The sequence below is a fragment of the Streptomyces sp. NPDC026417 genome (genome assembly GCF_055567695.1).
Window position 1 is genome coordinate 351,459 of the sequence record NZ_JBVHPY010000007.1, and the last position, 15,808, is coordinate 367,266.

Here is a 15,808-nt window from a genome sequence, read left to right on the forward strand (position 1 = left end):
TGCGGCCGGGACGGGGGCGCCGTGAAGCCGGTGCGGGAGCGCCGTGCGCGGGCCCCCGTGCGCTGCTACTGCTCCACCGTGATCGCCCAGCGGACCGCGGAGGGCGCCGTCACGGTGACGGCGACGGACTTCCCGTCCCGCTCCAGCGCGACCTGGTTGTACGTGTTCGTGACCCTGCCGTCGACGCACGGCAGAGCGAACCGGACACCCGTCGGTGCCAGCGAGACGGTCAGGGTTCCCTTCCCCCGGCAGTCCACCGAGATGCCGAGCGGGTCCTGCGGGCGTGGACTCCGGGCTGTGAAGGAGGCGTTGCCGTGCCGGCCCGCCGCCTGGACCAGGGCCTTCCCCTCGACCGGCCGGGGCGCCACGTCGACGGAGTCCGTCCGGCCGCCGCCGGTGCCGTCCGACGAAACGGCCAGCGTCCACCGCACCGTGCCGCCGCGGGTCCGGACGGAGAGCTTCTGCGGGGCGACGTCGGTGTGGACGAGTCCGGTGGTGACACGGCCGGTGCAGCGGATCGTGACGGGGTCCGGGTGCGGATCGGCTCGGTGGGCGATCGTCATCGATCCCTTGCCGGAGCACATGGCGTGGAAGGAGTAGACGTCGCTCTCCGGCCGGAAGACGGGCAGTGCGGCGTCACCGGTGCCCGTCGTCACCGGCACCAGGAGCGTGGCACCGGGCGGCACGTCGAGCGCCGCCCGCCGGGAAGCCGCACGCGACGCCGCGTCCGGGCTGCCGCCGGAAGCGGACGGGGCCGTACGCGACCCCTCCGGCTTCCTGCCGTCGTCCGCGGCGCCCGAGCACGCTGCCGTCAGCAACAGGAGCAGCAGAAGGGGGAGTCGGGCGGAGCGGCGCATGGGGGATCCTTCTCGGGGGCGCGTTCCGGGGCTGGTCGGGAGCGCGCTGTGCGGGCGGCGGGTACGTCGGTCCCGATCATGCCGGACCGGGCCATGCGAACTGCGGGGCGCATGACGGGATTTCGCTCCCCGGGACGCACGCCCGCTCCCTCCCGTCGCTCCGTCACCCGTGCCGGGCTTCCGCGCGCCCCTCCGTCACCCTTCCGGGGCCGTGACCGGCGCCACCACAATGGCCGCTCGTGCCGCCGCTCGTCACAGTGACGGCCACGTCCGCCACGGGTCCGGGGGGGAATCGGCGCCGGGCGGCCACCAGGCAACAGGGCGGTCCGACGGCCGTCGAGGGGAAAGAGGCGGCAGTCACGCTGTCGCCGGGGGGCGACAGAGCCATGTCCGAAAACATGACAACGGCAGCCGGACGCGCGGCGGCAGGGAGGGCCCCGGCAAGCGCCGAGGGCGGCCGGCACGGCGGCGGCCCCGTCCACGGCAGGGGCCGGCGCGCGCATGGCGCCCACCGGCGGCGCCTGGTCACCCAGGGTGCGGCCGCGCGCATGGAGACCGTCGTGATCCTGCCCGCCCGTAACGAGGAGGAGGGCATTCTCCTGGCGCTGGAGTCACTCGCGGCGCAGAGCATGCCACCCGACCTGATCGTCGTCGTGGTCAACAACTCCTCCGACCGGACCGAGGAGTTCGCCCTTCGGTTCGCCGGACGGGCCGGGGTCCCGCGGACGGTCGTGTTCAACCTTCCGGACAACCCGCACAAGAAGGCCGGCGCCCTCAACCACGGCATCCACTGGCTGCACAGCGGATCCGGCGGGCTCGCGGTCGCCGCGAAGTACCTGCTGGTCATGGACGCCGACACCAGCCTGCATCCGAAGTTCCTGGAACGGGCGCGCAACGTCATGGCCTCCGACCGCCGCCTCGGCGGACTCAGCGCCACGTGCCTGGGCCGCACCGGCCTGTGGAAGAACCTCTGGCAGCGCTACCTGCTGGGGATGCAGATCATGGAGTACGGGCGCTACGCCCGCGGCCGCTACCGCTTCGGCATCCACAGCATGTCCGGCGCCGGTTCCTTCTACCGCACCGAGGCGCTGCTGAGCATGCTGCGCTGGCGCGGCGAGGTGTTCTGGGAGAACCACGCCAACCTGGTGGAGGACTACGAGACGACGCTCGCACTGAAGGAAGTGGGCTGGAAGGTGACGGCCAACCAGCACTGCATCGCCTACACCGACCTCATGCCCACCCTGCGCGGGCTCATCGGCCAGCGGGAGCGCTGGGGCCGCGGAACGGTCGACACCCTGCGGCGGCGCGGCTGGACCCGGCACACCTGGTTCTCCATCACCAGCATGGTGCTCGGCTTCGTCGGCTTCCTCTACACGCTCGGGTGGCTGGCCGTCTGGACCGGCGTCATCGCCGACAAGGGCTTCGTCCTGGACCCGGTCTGGCTGTGCCTGGTCGGCTTCTGGGCCATGTACGCCGCCTTCCGCACCCGGCACCTCGGCTGGAAGGGCGTCCTCGTGGACGTCCTGATGCTGCCCGGGCTGGTCTTCTCGTCCGTGCGCGCCTACTGGTTCGTGACCTCGGTCGTGAAGTCGTACGCCACGCGGGTCACCGCGTGGAAGTGACGCGCTCGTCGCGCCGTACCTCCACCGCACACGCTTTCATCCGACCCACCCGAACCGACGCGGCCGACAGGCCGCCGAGAGGACGATCGACCGTGAACTACCTCAGCGGTACCGGCATCGGACTGGTGACCGGGGGAGCCTCCCTCGCCGCCACCGGCACCTCCTCCACCACGCACCTGATCATCGCGGCCAGCCTGGCCCTGGTGCTGGGCGGACTGGCCACCTACGCCGCGGGCGCCCGCCGCCGACGCCGCGACGCCGGCGCGGCGGGGAGCTGACGGTGCCGGGTGCCGCGGAGGTGGGCCCCGGCCCGCGCCGGTGGCTCAGCGCACCGGAAAGCCGAAGGAGTAACCCTGCTCCTCCAGCCGGGGCAGGACGCGGCGCAGGGCCTCGACGGTCTGCGAGCGGTCGCCCCCCGCGTCGTGGAACAGGAGCGTCGGCCCGTTGGGGAGCTCCCGCTCCACGGTGGCGACGATGGCGTCCGCGCCCGGCTGCTCGAAGTCCTTGGTGTCCACGTTCCAGCCCAGCGGGCGCATGCCCCGGGACGCGGCCAGTTTGCGGCTGTCGGGGGTGAAGGCGCCGCCGGGGGCGCGGTAGTACATCGGCCGTACGCCCCCGGACGCCTTGGTGATCATGCGTTCGGCGTCGAGTATCTCCCGCGACCGGTAGGCCGGGGACTTCTTGTCCATGGCGGTGTCGTGCGACACCGAGTGGTCGCACAGCCGGTGCCCGGCCGCGACGACCCGCTTCACCAGGTCGGGGTGGGCCTGCGCCTGCGTCCCCACCATGCAGAACGTGGCCTTCACCCCGTACTCCCGCAGCACGTCGAGGACTTGGGGGGTCCACTCGGGGTCGGGCCCGTCGTCGATGGTGATGTTGACGCCGCGCGCCCCCTTGTCCGAGGCGTGCGCGATGGTCATCGCGACCGCCTCGGTCTTCCCGTCCGGCCCGGCCGGAGCACTCGCCCTCGACGGGCCGCCCACGGCATCGGCCTGCGCGGTCCACACCGAGGCGCCGACGGCGAGCAGCGTCACCCCGAGCGCCGCCCCGACCACCTTGCCGTACCAGCCCCGCGTCCCGTTGTGCCGTGCCATGTCCGCCCCCGCCTTCGCACAGTCCCCGTCGCCACCCGGTCGCCTTGCAACCACCTGGCAGGACGAGGAACGGCGGCCCCGGGATGCGCGCGTTACCGATCGCGGACAATTCCGGGGGAGTTCGCGGACAACTCCGGCCCGGCTGCCCCGCGCCGCGCACAGCCCGTCGAACGGTCGCCGCGAGGGCTCCACGGGCGGCCCCTCCAACCGACACGCGCAGGCGGGTCACACCCGCAGGTGACGTGTCCGTGGCCCGTCACCGCCCGCAGCCGTTGCGCGAGAGGCGAATACGGCCTGCCGGAATACCGGCTGATCGGCGCAATGCCGCGTGGCGATTGTCCGAAAATCGCAAGCCGCACTCATAGGGTGTGCACGCGATTGCGAAATGTCGCCTCCTGTCCCTGCGAAATGGCGCTTTCACATTCTCGCGCCGGACGGAGTAAACGAACTCCTCAGTGGATTCAGGAGTATGTATGCGTGTGGTCGTGACAGGCGGCGGCGGCTTTCTCGGTTCGCATCTGTGCGAAGCGCTTCTTCGGCGGGGTGATGAAGTCGTCTGTGTGGACGACTTCTCCACCGGCGACCCGGCGAACATCACGGAATTCCTCGAGAACCCCGCATTCACCCTCGTCCGCGGTGACGTCAGCCGGGCGATCGACGTCCGGGGGCGAATCGACGCGGTGGCGCATCTGGCGAGTCCGGCTTCGCCGCCGGACTATCTGAGGCGCCCTCTGGAGACCCTCGCGGTGGGCAGCCGGGGCACGGAGAACGCCCTGCTGCTCGCCGACCGCCACGAGGCCCGGATGGTGCTCGCCTCGACCAGCGAGGTGTACGGCGACCCGGATGTGCACCCCCAGGAGGAGTCGTACTGGGGGCACGTGAATCCGGTCGGGCCGCGCAGCGTCTATGACGAGGCGAAACGTTTCGCCGAGGCGCTGACGCAGGCCTACCGGACCCACCGCGGCACGAACACGGGCATCGTCCGCATCTTCAACACCTACGGTCCGCGCATGCGGCCGCACGACGGCCGGGTGGTGTCCAGTTTCGTGGTGCAGGCCCTGGCCGGAGAACCCCTGACCGTCTACGGAGACGGCAAGCAGACGCGCAGCTTCTGCTACGTCGACGACCTGGTGCGCGGCATCCTCGCCATGCTCGACCGCGACGAGCCCGGCCCCGTCAACCTCGGCAACCCGGTGGAACTGACCATGGTGGAACTCGCCGAGATGATCATCGGCTTGACCGGGTCGCGGGCCGAGCTCCAGTTCCACCCGCTGCCCGTGGACGATCCCACCCGCCGCCGCCCGGCGATCGCCCTGGCCGCGGAACGCCTGGGCTGGGCCCCCGAAGTGGCCGTCGAGGACGGACTGCGCCGGACGGTGGAGTGGTTCGCCGGCCGGCCCGCGGACATGGCGGCCGCTCTCGAGGCCATCCGGGGTGGTCAGGACCACGGGGTCAAGGCGGCCCCGCCCGGTCCGTTGGGCACGATCCCCGCCGCGCTGTGACGCAGACGGATCCGCGCGGGGGCGCGGACAGCGCGCTGGACCAGGGGCCCGACACCGGTGGGCTCCGGCTGAGCAGCCAACTGGCCGTCCTCTCGGGCGGCAACGTCGTCGACGCCTCCGCCGACGGCCCCGTGTTCGGCCAGCCGCGCCGGCTCTTCGGCCCGGCCCCCCACCGCTGGGTTCCCCGGCTGCCCCGGGCCGACCGGCTCAAGGTGACCCTGCTCTCCGTGTGCTGGCTGACCGCGCTGGTGTGGTTCTGGACGTGGTGGGCGCACCCGGAACACCGGGTCAGCTGGACGGGATTCGCGCTCAACAGCGCCCTGCTCCTGTACCTGTCCCTGCTGCCCCTGTACTTCCTCGTATCGGTGCTGCGGCTGCGCACCCTCGATCCCGCCGTCCGGGTGCCCCCGCTGCGCACGGCGTTCGTGGTGACGCGGGCACCGTCCGAACCCTGGGCGGTCGCCCGCACCACCCTGGACGCGATGCTCGACCAGGACTTCCCGCACCCCTACGACGTGTGGCTGTGCGACGAGGACCCGGACCACGAGATCCTCGACTGGTGCGCGGCCCACGGCGTACGCGTGTCCTGCCGCCGCGGCGTCGACGCCTACCACCGCGACACCTGGCCGCGCCGCACCCGGTGCAAGGAGGGCAACCTCGCCCACTTCTACGACCATTGGGGCTACCGCGACTACGACGTGGTCGCGCAGCTCGACGTCGACCACGTGCCCCACTTCGGCTACCTCGGGGAGATGGTCCGCCCGTTCGCCGATCCGGCCATCGGCTACGTGGCCGCCCCCAGCGTCTGCGACGCCAACGCCGACGCCTCGTGGTCGGCTCGGGGGCGCCTGCACCGCGAAGCCACCTTCCACGGACCCATGCAGCTCGGCCACTCCGACGGCCTGGCACCGCTGTGCATCGGCTCCCACTACGCGGTGCGCACCCGGGCCCTGCGCAGCATCGGCGGCGTGGGCCCGGAACTCGCCGAGGACTTCTCCACCACCTTCCTGCTGAACTCGGCCGGCTGGTCGGGAGCCTTCGCCATCGAGGCCGAGGCGCACGGCGACGGCCCCCTCACCTTCGCCGCGATGGTGACCCAGGAGTTCCAGTGGTCCCGCAGCCTGATGACGATGATGCTCGGCATGCTGCCGAGGCACCTGCGGCGCATGCCCGTCAGGCTCCGGCTGCGGTTCGCCTTCGCGCTGTCCTACTATCCGCTGCTGGCGCTGACCACCACCTGCGGGCTGGTCATGCCCCCGATCGCCGCCGTCACCGGCAGCCCGTGGATCAACGTCAACTACGCGGCGTTCCTGGGCCACTTCTGGGCCATGTCGTTCTTCCTCATCATGATCACCGCGCTCCTCAAGCGCCGGGGGCTGCTCCGGCCCGTCGACGCCCCGCTGCTCAGCTGGGAGGGCTGGCTGTTCGGGCTGACCCGCTGGCCCTACGTCGCGTGGGGGATCGCCGCGGCCCTCCTGCAGCGGCTGCGTCCGAAGAAGGTCGTCTTCAAGGTCACGCCCAAGACCCGCGGCGGCATGGAGCCCCTGCCGCTGCGCCTCATGCTCCCCTACCTCCTGATCACCGCCGTCCTGGCCGGCGCGGCCCTCGTGGGCGAGCTGACCGGACCCGCCATCGGCTACGTCTTCCTCTGCCTCCTCGGGTCCCTGTCGTACGCGGCGGTGACGCTTGCCGTGGGCGTCCTGCACATCCGGGAGACCGCGCGGTCCGCCGGTGTCGGTGCCCTGCGGGCCCTGCGCACCGCGGGCCTCCCCCTGACCGCCGGGCTCGTCGCCGTCGTGCCGCTGGCCTGGGCGCTGCTGATCTTCCCGGTCTATCTGCGCGGCTTCCTCGCCGGCTGAACCACCCTCACCCTCCCCGACGAAGCGAGGTATCCCATGCCCGAGACGATCCTGGTGACCGGCGGCGCGGGTTTCATCGGCAGCCACACCTGCGTCGAGCTGCTCGCCCACGACTACGACGTCGTCGTCGTGGACAACCACGTCAACAGCTCCCCCAGGGTCCTGGACCGCATCGCCAAGGTCGCGGGACGCCCCCTCACCGCCGCCTACGACATCGATGTCCGCGACCGCGAGGCCCTCTCCCGGGTCTTCGCCTCGCACCCGATCGACGCCGTCATCCACTTCGCGGCCCACAAGGCGGTCGGCGAGTCCGTCGAGCGGCCCATCGCGTACTACGACACGAACGTCGGCGGCACCTGTGCCCTGCTGTCGGTCATGCAGGAGCACGGCGTCCACCGGCTGGTGTTCTCCTCCTCCTGTTCGGTGTACGGCGATGCCACGTCGGTGCCGCTCACCGAACAGAGCCCCGTCGCCCCGACCAACCCCTACGCCCGCACCAAGTTGCTGGGCGAACAGATCCTGCGGGACGTCTGCACGCACCTGCCGCAGCTGCACGTCCTGGCCCTGCGCTACTTCAATCCGGTCGGCGCCCACCCCGGTGGGCTGCTCGGCGAGGACCCGCAGGGCGTGCCCGACAACGTGATGCCCTACATCGCCCAGGTCGCCGTCGGCCGCCGGGAGCAGCTGAGCATCTTCGGGGACGACTACCCCACGCCGGACGGGACCGGAGTACGGGACTACATCCACGTCATGGACGTCGCGGAGGGGCACCGCGTGGCGGTGGAGCACCTGGACGACGCGCCGGGGATGCGGGTGTTCAACCTCGGCACCGGCACCGGGACCTCCGTACGGCAGCTGGTCGACACCTTCCACGCGGTCAGCGGCCGACCGGTGCCCTTCGTCGTCACGGACCGCCGGGCGGGCGACGTCGCCGAACTCGTCGCGGACGCGGGGGCGGTGGCCGCGGCCTGGGGCTGGACCACCACGCGCGACCTCACCGCCATGTGCCGGGACGCCTGGCACTTCCAGAGACAGAACCCGAACGGCTACGCCGACTGACACACGGACCGTCAGAGGCGCAAGGACAGGAGAACGCACATGCGGTTGACCGTCATCGGCACGGGATACCTGGGAGCCGTGCACGCCGCGTGCATGGCCGACATCGGGCACGACGTCCTGGGGGTCGACACCGACGCCCGGAAGATCGAGGCGCTCGCCGCCGGCCGGGCACCCTTCTACGAACCCGGCCTGCCACGGATCCTCGCCGAGAACATCGCGAACGGCCGGCTCCGCTTCACCACCTCCCTGGGCGAGGCGGCCGACTTCGCCGACCTGCACTTCGTGTGCGTCGGCACCCCGCAGCGGCCCCAGTCCCTGGCCGCCGACCTCACCCACGTCGAGGCGGTCATCGACGGCCTGGCCCCCCTGCTGGCCCGCGACAGCCTCATCGTCGGCAAGTCGACCGTTCCGGTGGGCACGACCCGGTCGCTCACCCGCCGCATGGCGGAGCAACTGCGCCCCGGCATCGAAGCCCAGCTCGCCTGGAACCCGGAGTTCCTGCGCGAGGGCTTCGCCGTCCAGGACACGCTGCGCCCCGACCGCATCGTCACGGGTGTCACGGCCCCCCACGCCGACCTGCTGCTGCGCGCCGTGTACGAGCCGATGCTGGCGGCCGGTGTCCCCTACCTCAGCACCGATCCCGCCACCGCGGAACTGGTGAAGGTCGCCGCCAACTCCTTCCTGGCGACGAAGATCTCCTTCATCAACGCCATGGCCGAGGTGTGCGACGCGGCCGGCGCCGACGTGGTCACCCTCGCCGACGCCCTCGGGCACGACGTGCGCATCGGCCGCCGCTTCCTCTCCGCCGGCCTCGGCTTCGGCGGCGGCTGCCTGCCCAAGGACATCCGCGCCTTCCTCGCCCGCGCCGAGGAACTCCAGGTGGGGGACGCCGTGTCGTTCCTCCGGCAGGTCGACCGGATCAACAGCCGGCAGCGCCATCGGACGGTCGACCTGGCCCGTCAGCTGGTGGGCGGCGCACTCGCCGGACGCCGGATCGCCGTACTGGGCGCCACCTTCAAGCCGGACAGCGACGACGTACGCGACTCGCCGGCGCTGGCCGTGACCGCGGAACTCCTCGCCCAGGGAGCCGAGGTGCGGGTCCACGACCCGCAGGGCCTGGACAACGCGCGAGCCGTCCTGCCCGGCCCGGTGTACTGCGCGGACGCCGTCCAGGCCTGCCAGGACGCGGAGCTGGTGCTGCACCTGACCGAATGGCGGCAGTACCGGGAGATCGACCCGCTGGCCCTCGCCGGCGTGGTCCGGGCGCCGCGGATGCTCGACGCCCGCAACGCCCTCGACCGGGAGGCGTGGCAGGCGGCCGGCTGGCACGTGCGGGCCCTGGGCTGGCCCACTCCGGTACCGGTGCCGGTGCCGGGGCAGGCCGACCTCTGCCGGGCGACCATCTCTCAGGTCCTCGGCGCCGCCTGCACGGCTCCGACGGTGGGCGATCCGCTCAGCGGCGTCCCCAAGTAGTCCACGGAACCGGGATCCACGCCGACGGTGTGCAGATCGACCGCGGCACCGGCCAGCGAGGGAGAGCACTGGGACGCCAGGGCACCCCGGTTCGGTCCGGTGCCGCGCAGGTCGGCCCCGCCCGGGGGCAGCGGCACCTCGGCGAGGCACGGATCGGCGCTGCTCCCGGTGGCGCGAGCGTTCTGCATCTCCTGGCCGGACTCCTGCCGCCAGGCGGCCAGATCGCTGTACGTGGAGTCGCCCCACTGCAGGCTCAGACCTGTCGGGCTGAAGTAGTCGTTGCCCTGCATGACCACCTCCGACGTCGTGAATCGCCCCTGGCCGGCCACCACGGTGGACCCGTCGGTGACGAAGACGTTGTTGCGCACCGACACCGCGCCCAGGTTGGGCTGGATGCGCAGCGCGGGCGCCCGGACCACGCCGTTCGCCCGTGCCAGCACCGTGTTCTGGTAGATCGCGAGGTTCGACACCCACGACCCCATCACGACGATGCCGCCGTAGTCCTGGAGCTTGCGGCCGTTGTCCTTGCTGATGTTGAAGCGAATGACGTTGTCGCGGTGGACCTTGTTGGAGATGGCGGAGTACGCCAGGAAGCCCGGACCGTCGTTGCCGGAGGACAGGTTGTACTGCATCAGGGAGTGGGACACGTTGTTGTCCAGGCCGAACCCACCGCCGTCGACCTGCGACCCGGTGTGGTTGTCGTAGGCGGAGTTCCTCTGCAGGACCACCCGCGTCGAGTCGTAGGCCCAGATGCCCTCGGGCCCTTCCTGGGCCGCCGGCGCGGAGCGGGCCCCGTTGCCGTGGGCGACCGAGTTCTCCACCACGGCGCCGCGGACGCTGCCGAGGACGATGCCGCTCCCGGTGTTCCGGTCGACGGCGTCGGGGTCCCCGTCGTTCTTGTAGGACACCACCTTCGAGACCTTCACGTCCTCGTGCGCGTACGCGGGGGCCCTGTCGTCGAACGCCGGACCGTCCAGCACCAGGCCGGCGTCCTTGTTGCCGTGCACGGCGACGTCCTCGACGACCACGTCCCGGAAGCCCGACGCCCCGCCGCCACCGTGCAGACGCACCCCGTTGCGGAACCCCGACACGTCGACTCCCTTGACGCGCACGTACGGGAGCTTCTGTCCGCCGGGCAGGTCGCTGACGAACGCGATGCCGTCCTCGGCACGGTAGGAGGCGGCGTTCCCGGCGACGACGAGGTTGCGGATGACCACGCCGCTCGTGTCGTGCACCTCGATGCCTCGCGTGCCGGCCGCGGAGATCACCGCGCGGCCCTCGCCGTAGGAATCGATCACCACGGGCTTGCGGGCGTTCCCCGCGTCCCCCCGGCCGATGCTCAGCGTGCCCGTGAAGCGCGCGCCGCCCTTCAGCCGCAGCCGGTCACCCGGCTTCAGCCGCACGGCGTCCGCCCGGCGCAGCGTGCGCCAGGCACTGCGAACCGTCCGGCCGTCATGGCGGTCGTCACCCTGCGGGCTGACGTAGAAGATCCGTCCGTCCGGCGGGTTCTCCATCAGGGGAACATGCGGCTCGGGCATGCCGCATCCGGTCGGCAGCACCGTCACGGCCAGGCACAGCACGGCGACTCTCCATCGCCCGGCGAAGCCCGCGCCCGTTCCGGCCACGCGCCGAGACCCCTTCAGCTCATACCTCCGACGCACACGCGCTCCTCTTGCTGACGGAACGGACCCTCCGGCTGGAGACCGCTGATTCACCATGCCTGCCGGATCTTTGATCACGGGGTCAGCACGCGGGCACACCCTCAAGGCATGCCTGATCGGCCCTCCTGTTCCCGGCCACACGGCCACGCGAGACGACTGAGCCCGCCCGTGCCCCGGACAGCCGTCCCCGCATCCGGCGGGCGGCGCCTCGGCCCCAGCGCAGAGCAAAAGGCCCGGGTCGACGACCTGGGCCTGGTGCGTGGAGCGGGTGACGAGAATCGAACTCGCGCGCGCTCAGCTCGGGAAGCTGCGGGCAGGTGCGGTTCGTGGATTGCCGTCACGAGCGGTCGGCTGGGCCGCTGTCTCTGCCACGAGGACGGCGACGGTGACCGGGCCCGGGGCGTCCCCGGCAGCGGCTTCGGCCACGGCGGCCCGGACGGCCAGGGCGACTTCCCGTGGGTGGTGTCCCGGGGCGACCGCGAGGTGCACCTCGATGTGGCGGCCGGGTGGATCGTCGTGGTCCCGCACCTTGACCGGGCGGCTTCCCCACACGGAGGTGAGGCGGGCGACGCCCGGAACGGCCGTCGCGACGGCCGCCGTCTCACCGACGGGCCCCCGCGTGGGTCCTGTTCCGGTCTCCGGGGCAGAGCTTCGCGCGGTCGGGGCCGCGGCAGCCGCTCCCGGCGCGGGCTCGACGGCCGTCGTCGTCGAGGTGAGTGACCCGCCGACCGTCTCCGAGCCGACCTGGAGATCCGTGACGCGCAGGTCTGCCGCAGTGGTGGCCAGGCCGAGCCGTTCGGCGGCCGCACCGAGCAGCGCGCTCCGCAACTCGGCTGCGGTGTCGGGCAGGGGCCGGCCGAGGGAGGCCGCGAAGGCGGCTTCGATCCTGAGCGGACCGGGCGGTAGCGCTCCGGCCGGCGGACGCACGGCGGGCGCGGACATGGGCTCGAGCGGTGCCGGCCCGATGCGCAGGGACTCCAGCCGAACACCGGGAATCGCGGCGGCCGCGCGTCCGAGGACACCGACGGCCGCTTGCTCGGTGATCCACGTCCCGTCGCCCGGCCCGCCGAGGGGCAGCAACCGACCGAGATCGAGCCGGTGCCGTACCGCCTGCGTCCGCGCCTCGGTTTCCACCGCCCTCTCACCCCTCATGGGACCGCTCCACATATCCGGTTGAAAGGTACTAAAACGACTATAATCGGAACGGTGAGTGGTATGTGAGCCCCCAAGGGAGGAATGTGCCGATGACTCAGAGCACCGAGGTAAGGGTCGGCGGTGCGCCCGGCTCTCGCGGCCGTACGACCGTCGCCGATGTGGTGGTGGAGAAGATCGCCGGAATGGCGGCACGGGACGTACCCGGCGTCTATGCCCTGGGCGGTGGACTCGCCCGCTCCATGGGAGCCGTGCGGGAGCGAGTGCCCGGCGCCGGCAGTGGCAAATCCGCCACCCGCGGGGTCAGTGTCGAGGTCGGTGAGCGGCAGGCGGCCATCGATCTGGAGATCGTCGTCGAATACGGCGCCTCGATCACGGACGTGGCCGCCGAGGTGCGGGAGAGCGTGATCTCCGCGGTGGAGCGGATGGCGGATCGGGAAGTGGTGGAAGTCAATATCGCGGTCAGCGACGTGAAGCTGCCGGCCGACGAGGAGGACGAGGGGGAAGAGCGGCGGCGGATTCAGTAGCCGGGGCGCGCGCGGAGCAGCCGGCTTGAGTGAAGGAGCGCGTGATGAGCAGGGCTGTGGTGGGCTTGATGGCCGGTATGGCGCTCGGTTTCGCGGCGTATTTCGGTAGCTTCTGGGCTTTCCTGCTGGTGCTGGGGCTGGGTGTCGTCGGTCTCGTGGTCGGGCGGTTCGCCGAGGGCGACCTCGAAACGGGCGACTTCGTCCGCCGCCGGGACCGCCAGGAGCGGATCCGCGACGACCGGCGACGGACTCGGGGGGACTGGCGGCAGTGACCGGTGAAGCGGGTCGGCGCCCGGCCGTTCCCCGCAAGGAGCGCGGTGCGATCACCGTCGCCGACCGGGTCGTCGCGAAGATTGCCGCCCGTGTGGCGCGCGAGGCGCTGAGCGGGTTCACCGAGTCGGCCGGCCGCGTACCGCCGGGCCGCCGGACACCTCGTGTGAACACCTCCGTGCGGCGGGCACCGGAGCGGAGTACCGCAGGACGAGACGCCGAGTCCGCCGCGCCGCGGCAGGCGGCGCTCGGCGAGGCGCGGGTGCGCATCGCCGTCGAGCTCGGCTATCCGTCCGACATCGGGGCGCAGTGCGCCGCGGTGCGCCGGGAGGTCACCGAACGGCTCAGGACATGGGCCGGCATGGACGTGTCCGACCTCGTGGTGTCGGTCGAGAGGCTGCACTCGGTACATGCGCGGCATTCGGACCAGGAGCGGGTGAGATGAGCACGCACACGGCCGGAGGACCGCCGTCGCCGGCATCGGTCGACCGGGCGGCTTCGTCCGCCGATGACACCCCGGGCGCGGGCGCGGGCGCGACGGCGACGACCGACGCATCAGGCCGGTCGGCGCACCGCTTCTGGTCGGCGCGGCGGATTCCCGCGGCCCTGGTGGCCCTGGTGTCCGCCGGGGCCGTCGGACTGCTCCTGTACGACGTGGTCTCGGTGCGGGCAGGCGGCCCCGCGATGAGCTGGCGGCGGCAACTCGCCGAGGAACTGGCCACACGGCCACTGGACGACGTCTGGGTGATCGTCGGGGCCGCGGTGGCCATGGCCCTCGGCCTGTGGCTCTTCCTGCTGGCGGTGACGCCGGGTATGCGCAGGCTGCTCCCCATGCGGCAGCGCACCGGCATCCCCGGTGCAGAGGACGTCCGAGCCGGGCTCGACCGCCGCGCGGCCGCTCTGGTGCTGCGGGACTGGGCGGTGCGGGTGCCCGGTGTCCGGTCGGCCCGGGTCGATGTCGGCCGCCGGAAGGTCAAAGTCCTGGCACAGGCCCATTTCCGCGGGCTCGAGGAGGTCCGCGAGGATCTCACCGCCACGCTGGGGGAAGCCGTGAAGTCCTTGGGTCTCGCCCGGCAACCCAGGCTGACCGTGCGCGTCCGGCCCCCGAAGAAGGGCTGAGGTGATCCTGATGCGCAGGACGGTGAACCGGGTGCTGCTGGGGCTTCTCGGCCTCGGACTGTTCGCGCTGGGCGGCGGCGTGCTGGTGGGAGGGCTGGACCTCCAGCGCCGCTGGGGTTTCGGCATGCCGGGCTGGTGGCCCTTCGTCGGGCCGGACGACGTGCTGTTGGGCGCCGAGGGACGCACCCGGTGGCGTGACGAGGGCTGGTGGTGGCCGACCGTGATCGCGGTGCTCGCCGTCCTGCTGATCCTGCTGTTGTGGTGGCTCCTCGCGCAGCGCGGACATCGCCTGGACCGGGTCCTCGTCCGGAGCGAGGAGGACGCGGCGGCGCGGCTCGACGGCCGAACGCTGGAGGACGCCATGGAGGAAGAGGCGCGAGCCCTGGACGGGGTCTCGCGGGCTCAGATCCGGCTGTCGGGCCGACGTACGGCTCCCACCGCACGCGTGCGGCTGCTGCTGGAGCCTCACGCGGAGCCGGTGCGAACCCTGGAACAGCTGAGCCGCGAAACGCTCGCACACGCACGGGACTCGGCCGCCCTGGACCGCCTCCCGTCGAAGGTCCTCCTCCGGGAGGCCCGCCACCGCGCCCGACGCATCGCATGAGCTCCCGCGCACACCCTTCCCGGGAGGCATCCCGCCGTGGTCCTCTTCCTGACCTTGCTCATTGCCGGAATCGCTCTGGTCGCCGTCGGCGCGGCCGTCGACGGCATGCTCTACCTGACGTCCGCCGGCGTACTGCTTCTCGTCGCCGACCTTCTCTACCTGGTGGCCCGCTCCATCTGGCGGTCCACCCGGCGCCCGGCCCGCTGAAGAGGCCCGGCCACGGCGGCGGTGCCCATGCCTCCGTCGCACGACCGGAGTTGTCCGATCCCGGCGATCGGCCTTACGGCGCCGGTCCGGCACGCGCCAACCGACGAGCGAGCACAGCAAAAAGGCCCGGGTCGAGGACCTGGGCCTGGTGCGTGGAGCGGGTGACGAGAATCGAACTCGCGCTCTCAGCTTGGGAAGCTGATGTTCTACCATTAAACTACACCCGCGCAAGACGCCGGTTGGAGCCGGTGTCGAATGCTCGCTCACTCTACCTCATGCCAGGCCCCCGGCACCGAAGCCGCGGGGTCTCGCGGCGTTTCAGGGGGTGGATGCCGCTGCGGCGGGCGGGAGTTGGGGCGTACCGTGGAGGCGAGGAAGAGGGTCCGGGCGGGACCGGAGTGCCGCCTGGAGGCCCGTCCCTTTCATCCCGTAATGTTGCTTTCGTCGTCAGTCAGACGCGGCTTTGGGGAAGGGACTCTGAGGACTTGATGGAGCGCACCGTCGTCCGTTGTGCCGAGGGGCACGTGTTCAGCACCGCTTCGTTGCCGATGCAGCAGGCCGGGCGGCTCGGTCCCGGTCGGTTGATCCGGTGTCCGCGATGTGCGCGGCTCCGGAACGTCGTTCCGGTGTCGCTGCAGAACCAGTAACCCGGTAGCACGGACTTACACACGCAGCGGCGCCCGCGCGGCGGGGAGCGGAAGAGACAGGCGGGGGGGGGGGGGGGGGGGGGGGGGGGGGGGGGGGGGGGGGGGGGGGGGGGGGGGGGGGGGGGGGGGGGGGGGGGGGGGGGGGGGGGGGGGGG

At 72.1% G+C, this 15,808-nt stretch carries 16 protein-coding genes and 1 tRNA gene; 12 read left to right on the forward strand and 5 right to left on the reverse strand.

Translation table 11 applies throughout. The features are described from left to right. Positions 1 to 65: 65 nt before the first annotated feature. A complete protein-coding gene (locus ACZ4NT_RS14615) occupies positions 66 to 857 on the reverse strand; it encodes a hypothetical protein (RefSeq protein WP_467725470.1) in 792 nt (263 codons plus the stop codon). 548 nt (positions 858 to 1,405) lie between these two features. Between ACZ4NT_RS14615 and ACZ4NT_RS14620 the strand changes: the two genes are divergently transcribed. Continuing rightward, positions 1,406 to 2,479 carry a glycosyltransferase family 2 protein gene (locus tag ACZ4NT_RS14620; RefSeq protein ID WP_467725472.1) on the forward strand — a complete coding sequence of 358 codons (1,074 nt, stop codon included), beginning with the start codon at positions 1,406 to 1,408 and terminating at the stop codon, positions 2,477 to 2,479. A 92-nt stretch (positions 2,480 to 2,571) separates the two neighbouring features. Continuing rightward, positions 2,572 to 2,757, forward strand: coding sequence for a hypothetical protein (locus ACZ4NT_RS14625; protein ID WP_121405115.1), 186 nt, complete (start codon positions 2,572 to 2,574; stop codon positions 2,755 to 2,757). Positions 2,758 to 2,802: 45 nt separating this feature from the next. Here ACZ4NT_RS14625 and ACZ4NT_RS14630 read toward each other — a convergent pair whose 3' ends face one another. After that, the gene (locus ACZ4NT_RS14630; RefSeq protein ID WP_121405116.1) at positions 2,803 to 3,573 is read right to left on the reverse strand and encodes a polysaccharide deacetylase family protein; all 771 of its coding nucleotides are present in this window, start codon (positions 3,571 to 3,573) and stop codon (positions 2,803 to 2,805) included. A gap of 473 nt (positions 3,574 to 4,046) precedes the next feature. Between ACZ4NT_RS14630 and ACZ4NT_RS14635 the strand changes: the two genes are divergently transcribed. The 4 genes from ACZ4NT_RS14635 to ACZ4NT_RS14650 are packed head-to-tail and all read left to right on the forward strand — an operon-like array spanning position 4,047 to position 9,466. Then, on the forward strand, positions 4,047 to 5,075 hold the full coding sequence (locus ACZ4NT_RS14635; RefSeq protein WP_121405117.1) for a UDP-glucuronic acid decarboxylase family protein: 1,029 nt from the start codon (positions 4,047 to 4,049) through the stop codon (positions 5,073 to 5,075). Beyond that, positions 5,072 to 6,934, forward strand: coding sequence for a glycosyltransferase (locus ACZ4NT_RS14640; RefSeq protein ID WP_121405118.1), 1,863 nt, complete (start codon positions 5,072 to 5,074; stop codon positions 6,932 to 6,934). The genes ACZ4NT_RS14635 and ACZ4NT_RS14640 overlap by 4 nt, the downstream gene beginning before the upstream one ends. A gap of 36 nt (positions 6,935 to 6,970) precedes the next feature. Next, positions 6,971 to 7,993 (forward strand): UDP-glucose 4-epimerase GalE, encoded by a 1,023-nt coding sequence (galE, locus tag ACZ4NT_RS14645; protein ID WP_183116963.1) that lies wholly within the window; start codon positions 6,971 to 6,973, stop codon positions 7,991 to 7,993. Positions 7,994 to 8,032: 39 nt separating this feature from the next. Continuing rightward, positions 8,033 to 9,466, forward strand: a complete 1,434-nt coding sequence (locus ACZ4NT_RS14650; RefSeq protein WP_467725476.1) for a UDP-glucose dehydrogenase family protein — start codon at positions 8,033 to 8,035, stop codon at positions 9,464 to 9,466. On the opposite strand, the gene ACZ4NT_RS14655 is transcribed toward ACZ4NT_RS14650, so the two are convergent. Beyond that, the gene (locus tag ACZ4NT_RS14655; RefSeq protein WP_467725478.1) at positions 9,400 to 11,091 is read right to left on the reverse strand and encodes a right-handed parallel beta-helix repeat-containing protein; all 1,692 of its coding nucleotides are present in this window, start codon (positions 11,089 to 11,091) and stop codon (positions 9,400 to 9,402) included. The genes ACZ4NT_RS14650 and ACZ4NT_RS14655 overlap by 67 nt on opposite strands. A 330-nt stretch (positions 11,092 to 11,421) precedes the next feature. Further along, positions 11,422 to 12,279 (reverse strand): hypothetical protein, encoded by an 858-nt coding sequence (locus ACZ4NT_RS14660; RefSeq protein WP_467725480.1) that lies wholly within the window; start codon positions 12,277 to 12,279, stop codon positions 11,422 to 11,424. 92 nt (positions 12,280 to 12,371) lie between these two features. Here ACZ4NT_RS14660 and ACZ4NT_RS14665 point away from each other — a divergent pair, with 92 nt between their 5' ends. From ACZ4NT_RS14665 to ACZ4NT_RS14690, 6 genes are read left to right on the forward strand one after another with little or no spacing between them, the layout of a single operon-like run. Further along, entirely contained in the window at positions 12,372 to 12,806 is a 435-nt protein-coding gene (locus tag ACZ4NT_RS14665; protein WP_121405122.1) for an Asp23/Gls24 family envelope stress response protein, read from the forward strand. Positions 12,807 to 12,850: 44 nt separating this feature from the next. Beyond that, positions 12,851 to 13,078: a hypothetical protein gene (locus tag ACZ4NT_RS14670; RefSeq protein WP_121405123.1), complete on the forward strand. Its 228-nt coding sequence runs from the start codon at positions 12,851 to 12,853 to the stop codon at positions 13,076 to 13,078. Continuing rightward, positions 13,075 to 13,521 (forward strand): Asp23/Gls24 family envelope stress response protein, encoded by a 447-nt coding sequence (locus tag ACZ4NT_RS14675; RefSeq protein WP_467725482.1) that lies wholly within the window; start codon positions 13,075 to 13,077, stop codon positions 13,519 to 13,521. The genes ACZ4NT_RS14670 and ACZ4NT_RS14675 overlap by 4 nt, the downstream gene beginning before the upstream one ends. Continuing rightward, positions 13,518 to 14,195, forward strand: a complete 678-nt coding sequence (locus ACZ4NT_RS14680) for a DUF6286 domain-containing protein (RefSeq protein WP_220784174.1) — start codon at positions 13,518 to 13,520, stop codon at positions 14,193 to 14,195. Before ACZ4NT_RS14675 ends, ACZ4NT_RS14680 begins: the two co-directional genes overlap by 4 nt. Positions 14,196 to 14,205: 10 nt before the next feature. Beyond that, entirely contained in the window at positions 14,206 to 14,799 is a 594-nt protein-coding gene (amaP, locus tag ACZ4NT_RS14685; protein ID WP_467725484.1) for an alkaline shock response membrane anchor protein AmaP, read from the forward strand. Between the two features lie 36 nt (positions 14,800 to 14,835). Beyond that, a complete protein-coding gene (locus ACZ4NT_RS14690; RefSeq protein WP_467725486.1) occupies positions 14,836 to 15,006 on the forward strand; it encodes a hypothetical protein in 171 nt (56 codons plus the stop codon). Positions 15,007 to 15,159: 153 nt separating this feature from the next. On the opposite strand, the gene ACZ4NT_RS14695 is transcribed toward ACZ4NT_RS14690, so the two are convergent. Continuing rightward, positions 15,160 to 15,233: transfer RNA gene (locus tag ACZ4NT_RS14695), tRNA-Gly, on the reverse strand. Positions 15,234 to 15,808: the final 575 nt, after the last annotated feature.